We start from the raw sequence: 16,301 nt of genomic DNA, 5'->3' as shown, positions 1-16,301 counted from the left end.
GGCCTACTTGCCGTCGGTGAGATGGGAGAGCAACGCCGTCAGCACGCGGGCGAGCGCCGCGTCCTTCAGGGCCCGCTTGCGCACGGTCACGCTCCACCGCCCCCGCCGGTCCCGCTTGACCACGACCTCGGTCTGAAGCAGCGTGACGGCCAGCACCCCCACGGACACGGACACCGGATCGAACCGCTCCATCGGCGACCGCACATACTCCACGGCCTCACCGACGACACCGTCTCCGCCCAGGGCCGCGTACTCCAACGCGGCCCGCGCGACGTCGCCTTCCCCCGCACCGCCGTCCGGCTCGACCCCGGCCGCCGTGAGCGCTGCTCCCAACTCTCCGTCGGGTAACGCCATTTGCTCGGCCGAGGACAGCAACCCCCGGTCCTCCACCAACACGGTCAACGCCCGTACGGCCTCCGCGTCGGAGAGCGCACGAATCTCGCGTACCAGCTCATCTCGCTGCGACATGAGCCAAGTCTGCCCCCGCACGCGGACGGGCGGGGGCAGGTGTGGGGGACTCTTCACAACGGGTGCCGGCGTGGCCGCGCCCCCGGCCTGTCACCGCCCGGGATCGCCCCGCCCGCCCCGTCGGGGGGTTCGGACTACGGGTTGGTCCTGCGGGGGCGACGCGTCTGCGCCCCGCCCCTGCCGCTGCCACCGCGACCGGCGGAACCCTGACCGCCCTGGCCGCTGCCCTCGGCACGCACGGCGGCACCCTGGCCGCTCCTGCTCCGGCCGGCACTCTGCCCGTTCGCGCCGCCGCGGCCGGTTCCCTGGCCGGTGGCGCGTCCGGCGCCGCCCTGGCCACCCGCGCCGCGGCCCCGGCCGCGGCCCCGGCGGCGGCCGGAGCCCTCGCCGTTCTCGCGGCGTTCGTCGGCCGGTGCGGCGAGGACGACCGGTATGCCGGAGGGCGTCCGGGCGCCGGTGATGCGCTGGAGCTCGTCCTCGCCGGGGCGCACCCGCGCGGTGCTCGGGGTGATGTCGGCGTCGGCCATCAGCCGGTCCATCGCGCGCCGCTGGTGCGGCAGCACCAGGGTGACGACGGTGCCGGACTCGCCCGCGCGGGCGGTACGGCCGCCGCGGTGCAGATAGTCCTTGTGGTCGGCCGGGGGATCGACGTTCACGACGAGGTCGAGGCCCTCGACATGGATGCCGCGGGCGGCGACATTGGTCGCCACCAGGGCCGTGACCTGGCCGTTCTTGAACTGCGCCAGCGTACGGTCGCGCTGCGGCTGGGACTTTCCGCCGTGCAGGGCCGCGGCGCGCACCCCGACGGACAGCAGGTGCTTGGCCAGCCGGTCCGCCGCGTGCTTGGTGTCCAGGAACATGATCACGCGCCCGTCGCGGGCGGCGATCTCGGTCACGGCGTCGTGCTTCTCGGTGTCCCGCACCTGGAGCAGGTGGTGCTCCATCGTCGTGACCGCGCCGGCCGACGGGTCGACGGAGTGCACGACCGGGTCGTGGAGGTAGCGCCGCACCAGGAGGTCGATGTTGCGGTCCAGGGTGGCCGAGAACAGCAGCCGCTGCCCACGGGCCGGGACCTGGTCGAGCAGCGCGGTCACCTGCGGCATGAAGCCCATGTCGGCCATCTGGTCCGCCTCGTCGAGGACGGTGACGGCGACATGGTCGAGGCGGCAGGCGCCGCGGTCGATCAGGTCCTTGAGGCGGCCGGGCGTGGCGACCACGACCTCCGCGCCAGCGCGCAGCGCGCTGGTCTGGCGGCCGATCGACACACCGCCGACCACGGTGGCGAAGCGCACATGCAGGGCGCGGGCGTACGGGGCGAGCGAGTCGGTGACCTGCGTGGCCAGTTCCCGGGTCGGTACGAGGACCAGGGCGAGGGGCTGCTTGGGCTGGGCCCGCTGCCCCTCCAGCCGGGCCAGCACCGGCAGGCCGAAGGCGAGCGTCTTGCCCGAGCCGGTACGGCCCCGGCCCAGGACGTCCCGGCCCGCGAGCGCGTTCGGCAGGGTGGCCGCCTGGATCGGGAAGGGCATGGTCATGCCCTCGTCGACCAGTGCCTTCAGCAGTCGCTCGGACATGTCGAGCTCGGCGAACGCCTCGACCGCGGGCAACGGCTCGGTGATCGTGGTGGGCAGGGCGAACTCCTGCCGGCGCGCGGCGGGCCGAGCGCTCTGACCGGTCTTGCGGCTGGTGCCGGGACGGGGGCGCGCGGACCTGCGGGGGGCGCGGACGTCACCGGTGGTGCCGTTGGTGCGACGGGTGCGGTTCAGGGGGGAACCCTCCTCGATGCGGCGTATCGAGGAATTCCGTCCGGCGGTGCCGACCGCGTGAGGATTCGCAAGAATGAGCCGAATAAATGGTGAAGAACCGGGCAGCTCTCGGCGCTGGAGTCGTCCAGGGAAAGGCGAGGGCCCGGAAAAAGACAATGAGCTGGGACCCGCACCCCGAGAGCGCGGGCCCCAGCCTCATGATGTGCGAGCCGCTCGGCTCGCGACGACGCGTGTCAGCGTCAGGCAGGAACGATGTTCTCGGCCTGCGGGCCCTTCTGGCCCTGCGTGACGTCGAAGCTGACCTTCTGGCCTTCCTGAAGCTCACGGAAGCCGGAGGTGGCGATGTTCGAGTAGTGGGCGAACACGTCAGCGCCGCCGCCGTCCTGCTCGATGAAGCCGAAACCCTTTTCCGAGTTGAACCACTTCACGGTGCCAGTTGCCATGTGAATCTCCCTTAGGGGGCAGTGCCGGACTTCGCACCTTACGAAGCCGAGTCGCCGCTGTGATCACCCCTCCGGAAAGATCCGGAAAGCTCTGCAAAGAAAAAAATTCTCTGGCAACCAAAACTGCAACGCCTATCACGCTAACACACGTCGCTTGGCCGCGCCCGGGGGGTTTTCAGGCCGTCCGGCCAATTCTGCTCCCACCGTGCTCAGCGATTCTGTATCGGCGGGACTAGATATCGATACCGTGCGCGTCCAGCTTTTGGCGCATGTCCCGGTTCAGCCGGCGGGCGTCCGTCAGCTGGTCCTCCAGGGAGACGATGCGGCACGCGGCCTCCACGGGAGTGCCCTGGTCGACCAGCTCCCGGGCGCGGGCGGCGATGCGCAGCTGCCGGCGGGAGTACCGGCGGTGGCCGCCCTCCGAACGCAGCGGTGTGATCAGTCCGGCCCTGCCCACGGCCCGCAGGAAGGCGGGGGTGATGCCCAGAACGGCGGCGGCCCGTCCCATGGTGTAGGCGGGGTAGTCGTCGTCGTCCAGGTTGCCGACTGCGGGGGCGTTCTCAGCGGGCATGACACCTTCGTTCCGGGGACTGCGGCGAGGAGTCCGACGCCCGCCCTGCCCGGACCCGGCGCTGTCCACCTCGTAGGTCCACATTAGTGCCGCCGGGCGCGGACATGTGTACCGGCCGTGGCAGATTTTCGGGCGCGTCGGCCGCGCGAGTCGCCGTACTTCCGCGAGGCTGACGGGGGAAAAAAGGGATCTCATGGAGTTCATGGACCTCGTAGAACCCATGGGCGGCGGCTGTCCCGCGCCGAGGGCGCTCCCGCATGCCTGAGCTCCCCGACGTCGAAGGCTTCCGCCGCCTGCTGGACTCCTGTGCCCGCGGCCGCGTCGTACGCCGTGTCGACGTCCGCGACACCGGCGTCCTGCACGGCATCGGCGCGCGCGGGTTGCGCGACGCGCTCAAGGGGCGGCGGTTCGCGGAGCCGGAGCGGCGCGGGAAGTGGCTGCTGGCCCGCACCGACGGACCTACGCTGCTGCTGCACTTCGGCATGACCGGCCTGCTGCTGTGCGCCGACCCGGACGACCCGGTCGAGGCCCATGACCGCGTCCTGTTCACGCTGGACGACGACCACCGGCTGCACTACCGCGACCAGCGCAAACTCCGGGGCCTGTGGCTGGCCCACGACGAGTCCGAGGTCGACCGGCTGCTCGCGCGCCAGGGCCCCGACGCGCTGACGGTCACCCGGGACGACCTCGCGGCCGCCCTCGCCACCCGCCGCGGCCGCCTGAAGACCACCCTCACCGACCAGTCCGTCCTCGCCGGCCTCGGCAACCTGCTCGCCGACGAGATCCTGTGGCGGGCCCGGCTGCGCCCCGACCGCCGAGCCCGCGATCTCACCCCGGCGGAACTCCGGCGCCTGCACACCCAGATGCGCCGCACCCTCCGCTCCGCGCTCCCCACCGGCCGCGTCCCACCCCGCGCCTCCTGGCTCACCGGCCACCGCGACGACCCGGACCCGGCGTGCCCGCGCTGCGGGACCCCGCTGCGCCGGACGCGGCTGGGCGGCCGGGGAACGGTGTGGTGCCCCCGGTGCCAGGGGGACGGGGACTGAGCCGCTGGTCCCGGTGGCCGCGAACGGCCCGCTGCCTCGCCTCCTTCCGGAAGGCGGGTCGGCCGGGACTCCCCGGCGAAGAACGCGGGAGCGCTTGGCGTACGAGGACGCGGAGTACCAGTACAGCGGGGAGACGATCACGACGTCGGTGGCGGGTGCTCCGGGTCCTCCCGCTCCGGCCGGGGCGTCTCGGTGTGCCGGGTGTCCACCCGGCTATCGCGACTGACAGACCGTCGAAGCGGTGCTTATGATGCTCGCGATGAAGAACTTCTCCTCGTACGGATTGGGGGAATCGTTCGCTCAGGGTGAGTGCTGATGGCATCTCACTTCGCGAACGACCTTCCGCCCCACCTGCTGATGTGGCAGCGCGTGCGCGAGTACGCCGTGCCACCGTCCATGATCGAGACCGCGACCGCACGCCATGCGGCCGGCGACTGGGCGGGGGCCTGCGCCGCCGCCCGGGTCGACGCCGATCTCGATCTGCGCGCCGTGCGCGACCGCCACGGCACCGAACTCACCTCCCGCCTGCGCGCGGACCTGCGCCGACTGGCCCCCGATCTGCTGCGCTGGCACATGCCCCGGATCGCTCCCGACGGACGCCTCCGCCCCGGCCTCACCATCCCCCTTGCCCAGTACGGCGGTTACGGCGACAGACCGTCCGTCCAGCTGGTGGTGCGGACGCCACCGGCCCGCGCGGACGCCGGACAGCGGATGTCACTGAGCCTGTGGGAGGGGCCCGGCGACAGCACCTGGGGCCACCATCCCCACCCGCATCCCGACCGCCGCTTCCGGCTCGATCTGCACCGGCACCTCTGGGACCGGACACGCAGCGGCGAACTGGCCCGGCGCTGCGGCTCGCCCGACCAGGACTCTCCCTGGGCAAAGGGCAGTTGGGCCGCCGAGGCGGAGCTGCTCCTGCGGGCCGAGAGACGTCCGCGCGGCGCCTTCACCGTACGACTCGGGGCGCGCGGCCGCGCCGTACTCGAACTCGTCGCGCCCGACGACAGCCATGTCCCGACGTTCCGGCCGCTGCCGTACGACCTTCCTCCCCAGGAGGCCGCCGCGCTCCCGGTGCTCCCGGAGGCCGCGGCCCGGCTCCTCCCGGATCTGGAGCTGCTGCGGTCCGGGCTGATCACGGTCGGGCGACTGCATCCGCTCGTCGCCGAGGCGCTGACCGCCGTCGGCTCGCCCGCACAGGGCCCGGCACCGGCCGGTCCCGCTCCCGAACCCCACGATCCGCACCGCGTGCGGTGCCGGGGCGAGACTCATCGGATCGCGCTGCGGGACGGGGCGCTCACGGCGATCGACCACCACCCCGCCGAACTGCGTCGCGAGGAACTGCTGGTGGCCCTCGGCGGCCCCGCGCTGCCGTGCCTGCGGGCGATCGACGCGGTGCACCGCAACCCCGAGGCGCTGCCCGCCGTACGGGAGCGGCTCGGCCACGGTGACGTCAGCGGCGCGCTGGCCGTCGTCGAGGGGCTGCTCGGCCCCGCCGCGATGCTGCGCGACGGACCTCTGCGGCAGGAACTGGAGTCGGCGGCGGCCCGCCGCGTCGACCACGGGCTCTTCCGCGCGGGGCTGGTCGCCGTACACCCCGCGGCGACGGCCCAGCGGCCTCGGCTCGACCGTCATACGCCCGCCGCACTGCGCAGCAAGCGAGGCAGCCGGCCCCGGCCACGCACCGGCCTGCTCTGACCCGCGCGACCCTCCGTCCAGCACCGACCTTCCCGCCCCGCGCCGCTCTGGCCGCCGACTTACGGCCTCACGGGCGGCTACCCCGAGCACCCCACGCCCCCCGACATCCGGGACGGCCGCCGTCGCCGTCCCCCTTCCCACCCAGGTGATGCCCATGACCTCCGCCACCCTCCTCCCCGCACCGGTATCCGCCCCCACCCCCACCGACCCCCAACTCGCTGTGGCCGACAATCTCTTGACGCTCCTGCGTGCGACCGTCACGGAGCCCCGTCCCGACGAGCAGCTGGAAGCGCTCACCCTGGCCGTCGCGGCCGATCTGCCCGTGCTGCTCTGGGGTGAGCCCGGCATCGGCAAGACCGCGGCGCTGACACAGCTCGCCGAGACCCTCGACCTGCCGCTGACCACGGTCATCGCGAGCGTCCATGAGCCGACCGACTTCTCCGGGCTGCCCATCGTGGGCGACGACCCGGAGACGCGGGGCGTGCCGATGGCGCCGCCGCAGTGGGCCGTGGAGCTGGTACGGGCCGGACGGGGGCTGCTCTTCCTGGACGAGCTCTCCACCGCCACCCCGGCGGTCCAGGCCGCGCTGCTCCGGGTCGTCCTGGAGCGCAGGGTCGGCGCGCTCCAACTGCCGCCCGGAGTACGGATCGTGGCCGCGGCCAACCCGCGCGCCTCGGCTGCGGACGGATGGGAGCTGAGCCCGCCGCTGGCCAACCGGTTCGTGCATCTGTACTGGGTGCACGACCGGGAGGTGGTGGTGCGCGGCCTCGGCGGGGTCTGGCCCCGGGCGGAGCTGCCCCGGCTGCTGCCGGAGCGGCTGTCGGAGGCGGTGGCGTACGCCCGGCGCGCGGTGTGCGGGTTCCTGGAGGCCAGGCCGACGCTGATCCACCGGCTGCCGAGCACCGAGACGCGGCGCGGGGGTGCCTGGCCCTCGCCGCGCAGCTGGGAGGCCGCGCTGACCCTGCTGGCCTTCGGCACGGCGGCCGGCGTCTCCAAGGAGGTGCTGGCGCTGCTGGTGCGGGGCGCGGTCGGGGACGGCCCCGGGTTCGAACTCCTCGCCCATATCGACCGGATGGACCTCCCCGACCCGGAATCGCTGCTCGCGGATCCGGCGTCCGCCGAGCTGCCGGAGCGGGGCGATCTGCGGCAGGCGGCGCTGGAGGCGGTGGTGGCCGCCGTCGGCGCGCGGCCGCGGCGGGAGCGGTGGGAGGCGGGCTGGGCGGTACTCGTCCGCGCCCTGGAGACCGGCGCTCCGGACCTGCTGGTCGCCCCGGCGACGGCGCTGGCCGCGCTGCGCCGGGACGAGTGGGAGGTGCCGGAGGCGGTGGAACGATTGGCCGCAGTGATCGGCCTCGCCCAACGGGCCGCCCGGTCAGTGGATCTGGCCACCGGCTCCACCAAGTCGGCTGCTCCTGCGCCGACGGCGTTCCCATCGAACCCGCCGGTGCCGACGCCCCCTCCCGCCTCGGCCGCCAACTCTCCCCGTACGACGGCCACCCGCTGATGACGACCCCGACCCCGAACCCGAACCCGGTGCCGCGCCCGGTGCCCCCACCCCGCCCGGTACGCCCCACCACCACCATCACCCCGCGCCCCCCGGCCACTCCCGGCGGGCCGGACAGCGCCGGCCCCCGCCCCGGACTCCCCCTGGATCTGGACAAGTTGCTCGCCGCCCGCCTCCATGCGGTGCAGGTCCGCCCCTACCTCGCCGCCGCCCTCTTCGCGCTGCACGTGGTCGAGGACCGCGCGGTGCCGACGATGGCGGTGGACGCGCACTGGCGCTGCTACGTCTCACCCGGCTTCGTGGCCCGCACCCCGCTGGAGGAGCTGGCCGGGGTCTGGGTGCACGAGGTCTCCCACCTGCTCCGGGACCACCACGGACGCGGCGAGCGGTACGCCCGCGAGCACGAGGGCCCCGGCCCGGGTGAGCGCGGCGCCACGGCCGAGGGCCGGGCGTGGCTGCGGCTGCGGCAGAACATCGCCGCCGACTTCGAGATCAACGACGACATCTACGGCGACGGCCTGCCCCGGCCGGCCGGCGCGGTCCTGCCGTCCCTGCTGGGGCTGCCCAACGGGCTGCTGATGGAGGAGTACCTGCGGACGGCGTCGATGTCCGGACTCACCGCGGACCTGGCCTGGCTGGACTGCGGCAGCGGCGCCGACGGGCAGCGGCGGCCGTGGGAGCTGGGACCCGACGGGGCACACGGACTGAGCAGACAGCAGCGGGACGCGGTCCGCTTCCGGGTCGCGGAGGGCATCAGGGGCAGGCCGGGCGACGCACCCGAGGGATGGCGCAGATGGGCGGACGCGGTGTTCCATCCCCCGCAGCCGTGGCGGCAGTTGCTCGGCGCGGCGGTCCGGGCGGCGGCCGGTGCGCCGGGAGTGGGCGAGAACCACAGCTACCGGCGCCCCTCCCGCCGCTCGGCCGGTGTCCCCGGGGTGCTGCTGCCGAGTCTGCGCCGCAGCCCGCCCCGGGTGTGTGTGGTGATCGACACCTCCGGTTCGGTGAGCGACGCCGAGCTGGGCAGCGCGCTGCTGGAGGTGGCGGCGATCTCCCGGGCGGTGGGCGGCCGACGGGACCTGGTCTCGGTGATCTCCTGCGACGCGGCGGCCGGGATCGCCGTACCGCTGTGCCGCGCGGAGGACATCCCGCTGGTCGGCGGCGGGGGCACGGATCTGCGCTCCGGCTTCGCGCGGGCGCTGCGCTCCCGCCCCGACGTGATCGTCGCCCTCACCGACGGCCAGACCCCCTGGCCCTCCGCGCCCCCGCCCTGCCGCAGCGTCGTCGGCCTCTTCCCCCGCCCACCCCGCCCCACCGACGAGGAGAACCCCGACCACCTCCCGGACACCCCACCACCCTGGGCCCGGGTGGTCACCATCGGGTGAGTAGGCGATCCGCCGATCCGCGGTCTCAGTTCACGGTGAAGAAGTAGTCGTAGGGCGCCAGTTGGATGCCCGAGCCGGTCGTCGCGCTGACCATGAGGTCGGTGCCGCCGTCCGAGTCCGGGGTCCAGTCGACGCTCGCGGTACCGTCGGCACCCGCGGCGACCGTGGCCTCCGGGCCCCCGTTGAAGGAGTACGTGAAGCTCACGACGTCCTTCACCTTCGAGGTGAACGTGAAGGTGCCCGGGACGCCGACCCCGCCGCTCGACCCGTACTCGGGGTAGACGTCCGAAGCGACGGCCGGCGTGGTGTCGTAGCTGCTGCTCCACGAGGCCGCGTCGCTGACCCAGCCGTTCGCGCTCTTGCTGGTCACCTGGACGAACTCGCCGTAGACGCCGTCCAGCGTGAGCTGCACGTCCGCCGTGCCGTCCGCGGCCGCCGCGACGTCGATGGTCCTGTCAGGGGTGGAGCCCCCACTGGTGTGCACGGAGTAGCCGACCACCGGGCTCTTCGCCTGGAGCGCCGGATCGGGCCGGAGCGTGAACGTGGTCGGCACGCCGAACTCGGGCGACGGGACGGCCGGGGTGAGGGTGGGTGCCGTCGAGCTGACGTAGAAGCCGTAACTGCTGGTCGCCGAGGAGTTGTAGGCCCGGTCGAGGCTCCGCACCCACAGGGTCATCGGCCCGACACCGGTCGGCGGGACCAGGCTGATCGTGGCCGAACCGTCGGTCGCGTCGGCGCGCGTGAAATATTTCGTATCCGCATACGGGTCGACGGGCTGCGGAATGCCGTGGTCGCCGATCGACGTGCCGATGACCGGGAGATCCTGCTGCCAGGAGTACTCGTACCCGGTGACGTCGTCGACGCCGTTCGGGCTCAGCTTGAACGTGACCGGCTCGCCGCCCTGGTTCCAGCCGGTCGGAGGGTAGTTCGGCGAGGAGACGGTGGGCGCGTTCGCCGGGCGGGAGCTGTCGATCGTGATGAAGCAGGGGGACGTCCAGTCCGAGACCGCGTCCCCGACCACCGTCTGTGCCTGCCACGCGTAGGTCTGGCCGTCGGTGAGCGCGTCGGCGGGCAGGATGCCGGGAGCCTCGTACCCGGCGGCCGTGTGGTCGCGGGTGACCGTGGCGGTGCGGGTCGGATCGCCGACCGGGAAGACCTGGTAGCGGATGCTGACCGAAGGGCTGCCGGTGGTGTCGGCAGTCCCGGGAATGCCCTCCACGACAAGGTTGCCGACCGCGGAGAGGTACGTGGGCCGGTCCGCGTCGGTCGAGCAGGTCCGGTAGCCGTTGAACAGCTGGGTGGGCGTGGTCGGCTTCCCGTCGGCCGCACTCGCCGGTGACACGCCGGCGACCAGCGCCAGGCCGAGGGTTCCCAGGGAAGCGAGGGCGGCACGCGAGCGCGCGCCGAAGGACATGGACAAGTGGTCCTCCCGTTTGGATGCCCGCATACGGCGCCCCGATAGGCACAGGTGTGCGGACGGCGAGGAGATCGTATGGGCCGACGCCGCCGGTCGCATGGGATTTCCGGGACTTGGGCGCGACCAAGTGCCCATGGGGAGCGCGGGTTTGCTGACGCCGCTCCCGTTGTCGGTGCCCACGGTTGTCGATGACCAGGACAGACCTGTCAGCCCCCCGTCCGCCCCCCTGGTGCCCCCACCCCCCGGTGCCCCAAGCTGGCCCGCATGGACTCGCTGCCGCTGCTCTCCACCCTGGCCGGTGCCGCGATCGGTATCGTCGCCACCGTCGTCGCCGACCGGAACCGGTGGAAGCACGACGACGCCAAAGAGGCCCTTCGGCTGCGGCTCGACATCTATACGCAGTACACCACCACCGTGAAGGTCCTCGGCGAGACCCTGCGGGCGCTGGCCCGGCGCGAGCACCCGTCCGACGGCGAGCGCGCCCTCGCGCTGCGCGACGCCTTCCGGGACTCCGGCATCAGCACCGCCTCGGAACGGATGTGGCTCATCGCCCCCCAGCCCGTCGTCAAGGCGTCCAACGGCGTGTTCCACTGCCTGCGCCGCATCTGCGACGGCTACGCCACCGGCACCCCGGTCGGCAGCCCGGAGGACCGCGCCCGCTGGGAGGCCCGCGGTCAGGCGGCCGCCAGGATGCGCAAGCTCATGCGGGAAGACCTCGGCGTCGGCCCGCTGACGGAACGTCACAGTCCTCTTCTCGACGACTACGACGAGCCTGCCGGGCAGTGAGCGCGAGTCCGTCGTGGCCCGCCCCGCCCGGCCCGGGTCCGGGGGCAACCAGCCGGCGGGCACGTCGCGCCCGCGGCTCAAGAGCGGCAAGGTCGACGCGCACGGGAACCTCGTCGCGTCGTACAAGATCACCCGCAACACCACCTTCGAGGCGGCCTTCGCGTCGGTCCGCCCCGGCAGCCCGTCGTGGCGGACGGCCTGTGCGGCGGGTGGTCATGCGGGCCGGGCTCCTGCGCCGTCGGCCGGAGTCATCGGCTCCCATGGATGAGCGGACGGACCGGCCTCATCCCTCGGTCAACTGCCCGACGGCCTTGAGGGCCTGCCCCGCCCCGTCCTCGGTCGCCATGTGGTGCGCGGCTCTCATGGCGGCTCGTGCGTACGCCTGTTGGGTCACGACACGGTGGAGTGCGTCGGAGAGCCGTTCGGCGGTGAGGGACCGGAAGGGGATCGGGGCGGTGGCGGCGCCGAGGGCGGCGAGACGGGCCGCCCAGAACAGCTGGTCGGCGCCCGCCTGCCCGCTGCCGCGACCCCGCTCGGCCGGGTCCTGCCGGTGGCCCCTTGACCGTCAAATGTTTCGGTGGCCCGCTCGGCTACGGGCTAGGGTGCCGGTCATGCCTAGCGAGCACCAGAGCGTCTCCGGCGATGAGCTGTCCTCGTTACCCGAGACGCCGACCACCCCGGACGCCCCCTCCCCTCCCGCTGACGTTCCGTCCGCCGACCGGGCGGCACGACGTGCCGTCGTCCTCTTCCCCCTTCTGGTGGTCGCGGCCGGTGTGATCGGGCTGCTCTGGCCGGCGCACTTCACGGGCTGGGCGCCCGCCGTGCCGTGGATGCTGGGCGTGGTGATGTTCCTCATGGGACTGACCCTGACGCCGCCGGACTTCACCGCGATCGCCAGACGCCCCTGGCCTGTGGGGCTGGGCCTGGTCGCCCACTACGTCATCATGCCCGGCCTGGGCTGGCTGGTCGCGACGGTGCTGGATCTGCCCCCTCAGCTGGCGGCCGGTGTCATCCTCGTCGGTTGCGCCCCGAGCGGTACGGCGTCGAACGTGATCACCTACCTGGCCCGGGGAGACGTCGCGCTGTCCGTCTCGGTGGCGACGGTCTCCACGGTGGTCGCACCGCTGGTGACGCCGCCCCTCACGCTGCTGCTCGCCGGGAAGTTCCTCTCGGTCGACGCCGGTTCCATGGTGGTGGACATTCTCAAGACGGTGCTGGCCCCGGTCCTCGTCGGCTTGGCCGTACGGCTGGCCGTCGGCCGTTACGTGGACCGGGTCCTGCGGCTGCTTCCCTGGCTCTCCGCCGTCGCCGTCGCCGTCATCGTGCTCGTCGTCATCTCGGGCAGCGCCGCTCGCATCAAGGACGCGGCCGCCCTGGTGTTCCTCGCAGTGGTGCTGCACAACGGCCTCGGCCTGCTGCTCGGTTACGGCGCCGGGAAGCTGGCGCGCCTCAGCCGGCCGGCGAGCCGGGCCATGGCGTTCGAGGTCGGCATGCAGAACTCCGGCCTCGCGGCCTCGCTCGCCACCGCCCACTTCAGTCCGGCGGCGGCTCTGCCCGCAGCCATCTTCTCCGTGTGGCACAACGTCTCGGGCGCGGCGGTCGCGGCCTGGATGTCCCGCGCGGCACGCCGCAGTTGAGCGGGCGGGGCCGGGCCGCCGGTCTTCAGTACCTCATCCTCGGCACGGCGGCGAGGAGCTGCTTCGTGTACGGGTGCCGTGGTGCCTCCCACACCGACTCCACCGTGCCGCTCTCGACCAGCCTGCCGTCCCGCAGCACCAGCACCTTGTCGCACAGATAGCGGATGACGCCGAGGTCGTGCGAGATGACACACAGTGCCATGTCGCGCTCGGTCGTGGCCGTGCGCAGCAAGTCGAGGACTTCGGCGCGTACCGAGACGTCCAGCGCGCTGACGGGTTCGTCGGCGAGCAGGACGGCGGGTTCCGGAGCCAGCGCCCGCGCGATGGCGATGCGCTGGCGCTGGCCGCCGGAGAGCTGATGCGGATAGCGCTCGCCGGCCTCTTCGGGAAGTCCGACGGCCATCAGCAGTTCGGACACCCGCTCCCGCGCGGCCGCGGAGCGGCGGGCGGGCAGGGGCTCGGCGATGATCTCCCGCACCCGAAGCCGGGGATCGAGCGAGCCCATGGGGTCCTGAAAGACCACCTGAAGTCTGGAACCGGCCCCGCCGCTGGGCCCGTCGGCGCGCCCGAAGTAGCGCACGCCGCCGTCGCTCGGGCGATCCAGACCGGCCAGCAGCCGCAGCAGAGTCGACTTTCCGGCCCCCGACTCGCCGACCACCCCGACCCGTTGTCCCGCGCGCAGGTCGAGATCGATGGGTTCGAGGGCCCTGAAGGTCGGGCGCTTGCCGAAGAGGCCCGTACGGCGCCCCTGGTAGTGCCGGGTGAGGCCTTGCGTGGACAGCAGCAGTTCGCTGTCCACGGCCTTCCCGCGGTGGGCCGGCTCCGTACGGTCCCGGTCCGGGGACTCGGCGGCGGACGGCCAGGAGGGCAGCGCGTCGTGGTGCCAGCAGGCGACCGTGTCGTCCGGCTTCTCGCCGGTCGGCTCGGGCGGGGCGGCACACTGCTCATCCGCGTACGCGCACCGGTTGCTGAAACCGCAGCCGGCCGGCAGGTCCTTCGGCGCGGGGACGACGCCCGGGATGGCGCGGGCGCGGGAGCCGGGCGTCAGATCACAGGCGGCGAGCAGGGCCCGGGTGTAGGGGTGCTTCGGTGCCGCCAGCACCCGGTCGGCAGGCCCGCTCTCCACGATCCGGCCGCCGTACATGACCAGGACGCGGTGGCACACGGACGACACGAGTGCGAGGTCGTGGCTGATGAACAGCACCGCGGTGCCCCGCTCCTCGCAATCGCCGACGATCAGGTCGGTGATCTCCTTCTGCACGGTCACATCGAGGGCGGTGGTCGGCTCGTCGCAGATCAGCAGGTCGGGGTCGTTGGAGAGGGCTATACCGAGGACGCCGCGCTGGCGCTGGCCGCCGGAGAGCTGGTGCGGGAAGGAGCGGGCCGCCTGCCGGGGGGCGGGCAGCCGCAGCCGGTCGAGGAGTTCCACGGCCGCTTCGTCGGCTGCCCGGCGGGTGGGCCGGGTGCCGTGCAGGCGGATCCCCTCGGTGATCTGTGAGCCGACCCTCCGCACGGGGTTGAGGGCGGTCATCGGCTCCTGGAAGACCATGCCGACGCGCTTGCCGCGGATCGCGGACAGCTGCCGGTCGGAGGCGCCCAGCAGGTCGAACTCCACGCCCGCGAGGCGCACGCTCCCGCCCGGCCGCAACCCGTCGTCGAGCAGCCCCAGGCAGGCCAGTGCGGTCAGGGACTTGCCCGAACCGGATTCGCCGATGAGACCGACCCGTTCGCCGCGCGCCACGGTGAAGCCGATACCGCGCACCAACTGCGCCGAAGCCGAGTCGACCGTCAGGTTCGTCACTTCGAGCAGGGGCTCGCCTGGGCTCATCGCACTCCTTCGAGAGCAGGGTCCACGCGGTCACGCAGACCGTCGCCGAGGAGGTTGAGCCCCAGCACGGTGGCCGCGACAGCGAGCCCGGGCCACAGGGAGAGCTGGGGCGTGGAGAAGAGCAGATCCTGTGACTCCTGGAGCATCCGTCCCCAGGAGGGGGTCGGAGGCGTCGTGCCGAGCCCGAGGTAGGACAGGGCCGCCTCGGCCAGGATCGCGGTGGAGAACGACACGGACGCCTGCACGATGACGATGTCCGCGATGTTCGGCAGCACGTGCCGCAGGGCGATCGCGACGCGGCCGCGCTTGGCCAGCCGTGCCGCGTCGATGTACTCCGCGGTCATGACGCGCAGCGTCGCGGCCCTGCTGACCCGGGCGAAACCCGGGGCCGAGGCGATCCCGATCGCCACCATCGCGGTCAGTGTGCCGGAGCCGTAGACGGCCGCCAGCATGATGGCCAGCAGCAGGGCGGGGAAGGCCAGGAGGAAGTCGCTCACGCGCATGATGACGGCGCTGAGCCAGCCGCCCGTCATCCCGGCGACCACGCCCATGGGTACCCCGGCCAGCAGCGCGATGCCCACGGCGACGACACCGGCGAAGACGGTGATGCGGGCACCCACCATCAGGCGGCTGGCCACGTCACGGCCGAACTGGTCTGTCCCCAACAGGTGTTCACCGCCCGCGCCGGCGAGTTGCCGGGCGGCGTCCACGTGGTTGGGATCGTACGGAGTCCACACCATGGAGACGGCGGCCACGGCGAGCACGAGAGCGACGATCAGGCAGCCGGTCAGCAGAGTTGCCCGGGATCTCATCAGCGGCTCCGCAGACGGGGGTCGAGCACGCGGTAGAGCAGGTCAGTCACCAGATTCAGCACAAGCACCGCGACAACGAGAACGACCACCACGCCCTGCACGAGCAGCAGATCGCGGTCCTGCACACCGCGCAACAGCAGATCGCCGAGGCCGGGGATGACGAAGACATGCTCGACGACGATCGCCCCGACCAGGAGATTCGACAGTTGCAGGCCCAGGACGGTGACCACGGGGATGGCGGCGTTGGGCAGCCCGTGCCGGCACAGCGCGGCCCACCGGCGCACCCCCTTGGCGCGTGCGGTGCGCATGAAGTCCTGACGCTGCACGGACAGCAGGGCGGAGCGTACGTAGCGCGTGAGCACCGCGCCCTGGACCAAGCCGAGCGACACCCAGGGCAGCACCAGATGCCGGGCCCAGTCCTGGGCGTCCTCGGTGAGCGGTGTGTACCCTCCGGCCGGCAGGGCGCCGGCGCGTACCGCGAAGGTGTAGACGAGCAGGATGCCCGCGAGGAAGGCGGGGACAGCGATACCGACCTGGCTGAGGCCGGACAGCAGGGCCCCGCGTCCGGTGCGGTGCCAGGCGGCCGCGAGCACACCCGCGGGCAGCGCGAGCAGCAGGGCCACCAGCATGCCGCCCGCCACGAGCCAGGCCGTCACCGCGAAGCGATCCGCGATCCGCGGGCCGATCGCCTCGTGCGTCACGTACGAGGTGCCGAAGTCACCGTGCAGGAGGCCCTGGGCCCAGTCGGCGTACTGCACCAGCAACGGCCGGTCCGTGCCGAACTCCCGGCTCAGCCTGGCCACGGCCGCAGGAGTGGCGTTGGTGCCCAGCGCGACCTCCGCCGCGTTGCCCGGCAGTACGGCGAGGAAGGCGAATACCACGAAGCTGGCCACCACCACGCTGACGAGCAGGGTCGCGGTCCTGCGCACGACGTGGTTCATACGGCACC

15 protein-coding genes and 1 pseudogene are annotated in these 16,301 nt (G+C 73.0%); 7 read left to right on the top strand and 9 right to left on the bottom strand.

Annotation, left to right across the window (positions count from 1 at the left end):
• Window positions 1-3: 3 nt before the first annotated feature.
• The 4 genes from HEP81_RS18580 to HEP81_RS18565 all read right to left on the bottom strand — a co-directional run bounded on the left by HEP81_RS18580 (window position 4) and on the right by HEP81_RS18565 (window position 3,245).
• Window positions 4-468 carry a hypothetical protein gene (locus HEP81_RS18580; protein WP_037650757.1) on the bottom strand — a complete coding sequence of 155 codons (465 nt, stop codon included), beginning with the start codon at window positions 466-468 and terminating at the stop codon, window positions 4-6.
• 134 nt (window positions 469-602) lie between these two features.
• Window positions 603-2,231, bottom strand: a complete 1,629-nt coding sequence (locus tag HEP81_RS18575; RefSeq protein ID WP_051849829.1) for a DEAD/DEAH box helicase — start codon at window positions 2,229-2,231, stop codon at window positions 603-605.
• A gap of 239 nt (window positions 2,232-2,470) precedes the next feature.
• Window positions 2,471-2,674 (bottom strand): cold-shock protein, encoded by a 204-nt coding sequence (locus HEP81_RS18570; RefSeq protein WP_003969786.1) that lies wholly within the window; start codon window positions 2,672-2,674, stop codon window positions 2,471-2,473.
• 232 nt (window positions 2,675-2,906) lie between these two features.
• Window positions 2,907-3,245, bottom strand: a complete 339-nt coding sequence (locus HEP81_RS18565) for a MerR family transcriptional regulator (RefSeq protein WP_037650121.1) — start codon at window positions 3,243-3,245, stop codon at window positions 2,907-2,909.
• Window positions 3,246-3,502: 257 nt separating this feature from the next.
• On the opposite strand from HEP81_RS18565, the gene HEP81_RS18560 reads away from it, so the two are divergent.
• The 4 genes from HEP81_RS18560 to HEP81_RS18545 all read left to right on the top strand — a co-directional run bounded on the left by HEP81_RS18560 (window position 3,503) and on the right by HEP81_RS18545 (window position 8,872).
• Window positions 3,503-4,291: an Fpg/Nei family DNA glycosylase gene (locus tag HEP81_RS18560; RefSeq protein WP_037650119.1), complete on the top strand. Its 789-nt coding sequence runs from the start codon at window positions 3,503-3,505 to the stop codon at window positions 4,289-4,291.
• Window positions 4,292-4,606: 315 nt separating this feature from the next.
• Complete coding sequence (locus tag HEP81_RS18555; RefSeq protein WP_037650755.1) at window positions 4,607-5,986, top strand: hypothetical protein; 1,380 nt, start codon at window positions 4,607-4,609, stop codon at window positions 5,984-5,986.
• 154 nt (window positions 5,987-6,140) lie between these two features.
• Window positions 6,141-7,490, top strand: coding sequence for an AAA family ATPase (locus tag HEP81_RS18550; protein ID WP_243279476.1), 1,350 nt, complete (start codon window positions 6,141-6,143; stop codon window positions 7,488-7,490).
• Window positions 7,491-7,639: 149 nt separating this feature from the next.
• Complete coding sequence (locus HEP81_RS18545; protein ID WP_037650753.1) at window positions 7,640-8,872, top strand: vWA domain-containing protein; 1,233 nt, start codon at window positions 7,640-7,642, stop codon at window positions 8,870-8,872.
• 25 nt (window positions 8,873-8,897) lie between these two features.
• On the opposite strand, the gene HEP81_RS18540 is transcribed toward HEP81_RS18545, so the two are convergent.
• A complete protein-coding gene (locus tag HEP81_RS18540) occupies window positions 8,898-10,286 on the bottom strand; it encodes a hypothetical protein (RefSeq protein WP_037650117.1) in 1,389 nt (462 codons plus the stop codon).
• Window positions 10,287-10,553: 267 nt separating this feature from the next.
• Between HEP81_RS18540 and HEP81_RS18535 the strand changes: the two genes are divergently transcribed.
• Window positions 10,554-11,075 carry a hypothetical protein gene (locus tag HEP81_RS18535; RefSeq protein ID WP_243279475.1) on the top strand — a complete coding sequence of 174 codons (522 nt, stop codon included), beginning with the start codon at window positions 10,554-10,556 and terminating at the stop codon, window positions 11,073-11,075.
• 13 nt (window positions 11,076-11,088) lie between these two features.
• On the top strand, window positions 11,089-11,343 hold the full coding sequence (locus tag HEP81_RS18530) for a hypothetical protein (RefSeq protein ID WP_051850318.1): 255 nt from the start codon (window positions 11,089-11,091) through the stop codon (window positions 11,341-11,343).
• Between the two features lie 15 nt (window positions 11,344-11,358).
• On the opposite strand, the pseudogene HEP81_RS41540 reads toward HEP81_RS18530, so the two are convergent.
• Window positions 11,359-11,580 (bottom strand): annotated as a pseudogene (locus tag HEP81_RS41540) (glycosyltransferase); the annotation flags it as partial.
• Between the two features lie 106 nt (window positions 11,581-11,686).
• Here HEP81_RS41540 and HEP81_RS18525 point away from each other — a divergent pair.
• A complete protein-coding gene (locus tag HEP81_RS18525; RefSeq protein WP_078967497.1) occupies window positions 11,687-12,712 on the top strand; it encodes a bile acid:sodium symporter family protein in 1,026 nt (341 codons plus the stop codon).
• 25 nt (window positions 12,713-12,737) lie between these two features.
• On the opposite strand, the gene HEP81_RS18520 is transcribed toward HEP81_RS18525, so the two are convergent.
• Genes HEP81_RS18520 through HEP81_RS18510 form a run of 3 tightly spaced genes read right to left on the bottom strand, consistent with a single transcriptional unit; the run spans window position 12,738 to window position 16,281 of the window.
• Window positions 12,738-14,540 (bottom strand): dipeptide ABC transporter ATP-binding protein, encoded by a 1,803-nt coding sequence (locus HEP81_RS18520; protein WP_037658353.1) that lies wholly within the window; start codon window positions 14,538-14,540, stop codon window positions 12,738-12,740.
• Window positions 14,537-15,352 carry an ABC transporter permease gene (locus tag HEP81_RS18515; RefSeq protein ID WP_037658354.1) on the bottom strand — a complete coding sequence of 272 codons (816 nt, stop codon included), beginning with the start codon at window positions 15,350-15,352 and terminating at the stop codon, window positions 14,537-14,539. The genes HEP81_RS18520 and HEP81_RS18515 overlap by 4 nt, the downstream gene beginning before the upstream one ends.
• Window positions 15,352-16,281, bottom strand: coding sequence for an ABC transporter permease (locus HEP81_RS18510; RefSeq protein ID WP_243279473.1), 930 nt, complete (start codon window positions 16,279-16,281; stop codon window positions 15,352-15,354). The genes HEP81_RS18515 and HEP81_RS18510 overlap by 1 nt, the downstream gene beginning before the upstream one ends.
• Window positions 16,282-16,301: the final 20 nt, after the last annotated feature.

Source organism: Streptomyces griseofuscus, from assembly GCF_014673495.1.
Lineage (GTDB): Bacteria > Actinomycetota > Actinomycetes > Streptomycetales > Streptomycetaceae > Streptomyces > Streptomyces murinus.
Note: the sequence above shows the minus strand (reverse complement) of the source record. Positions and strands in the feature narration are given on the sequence as shown.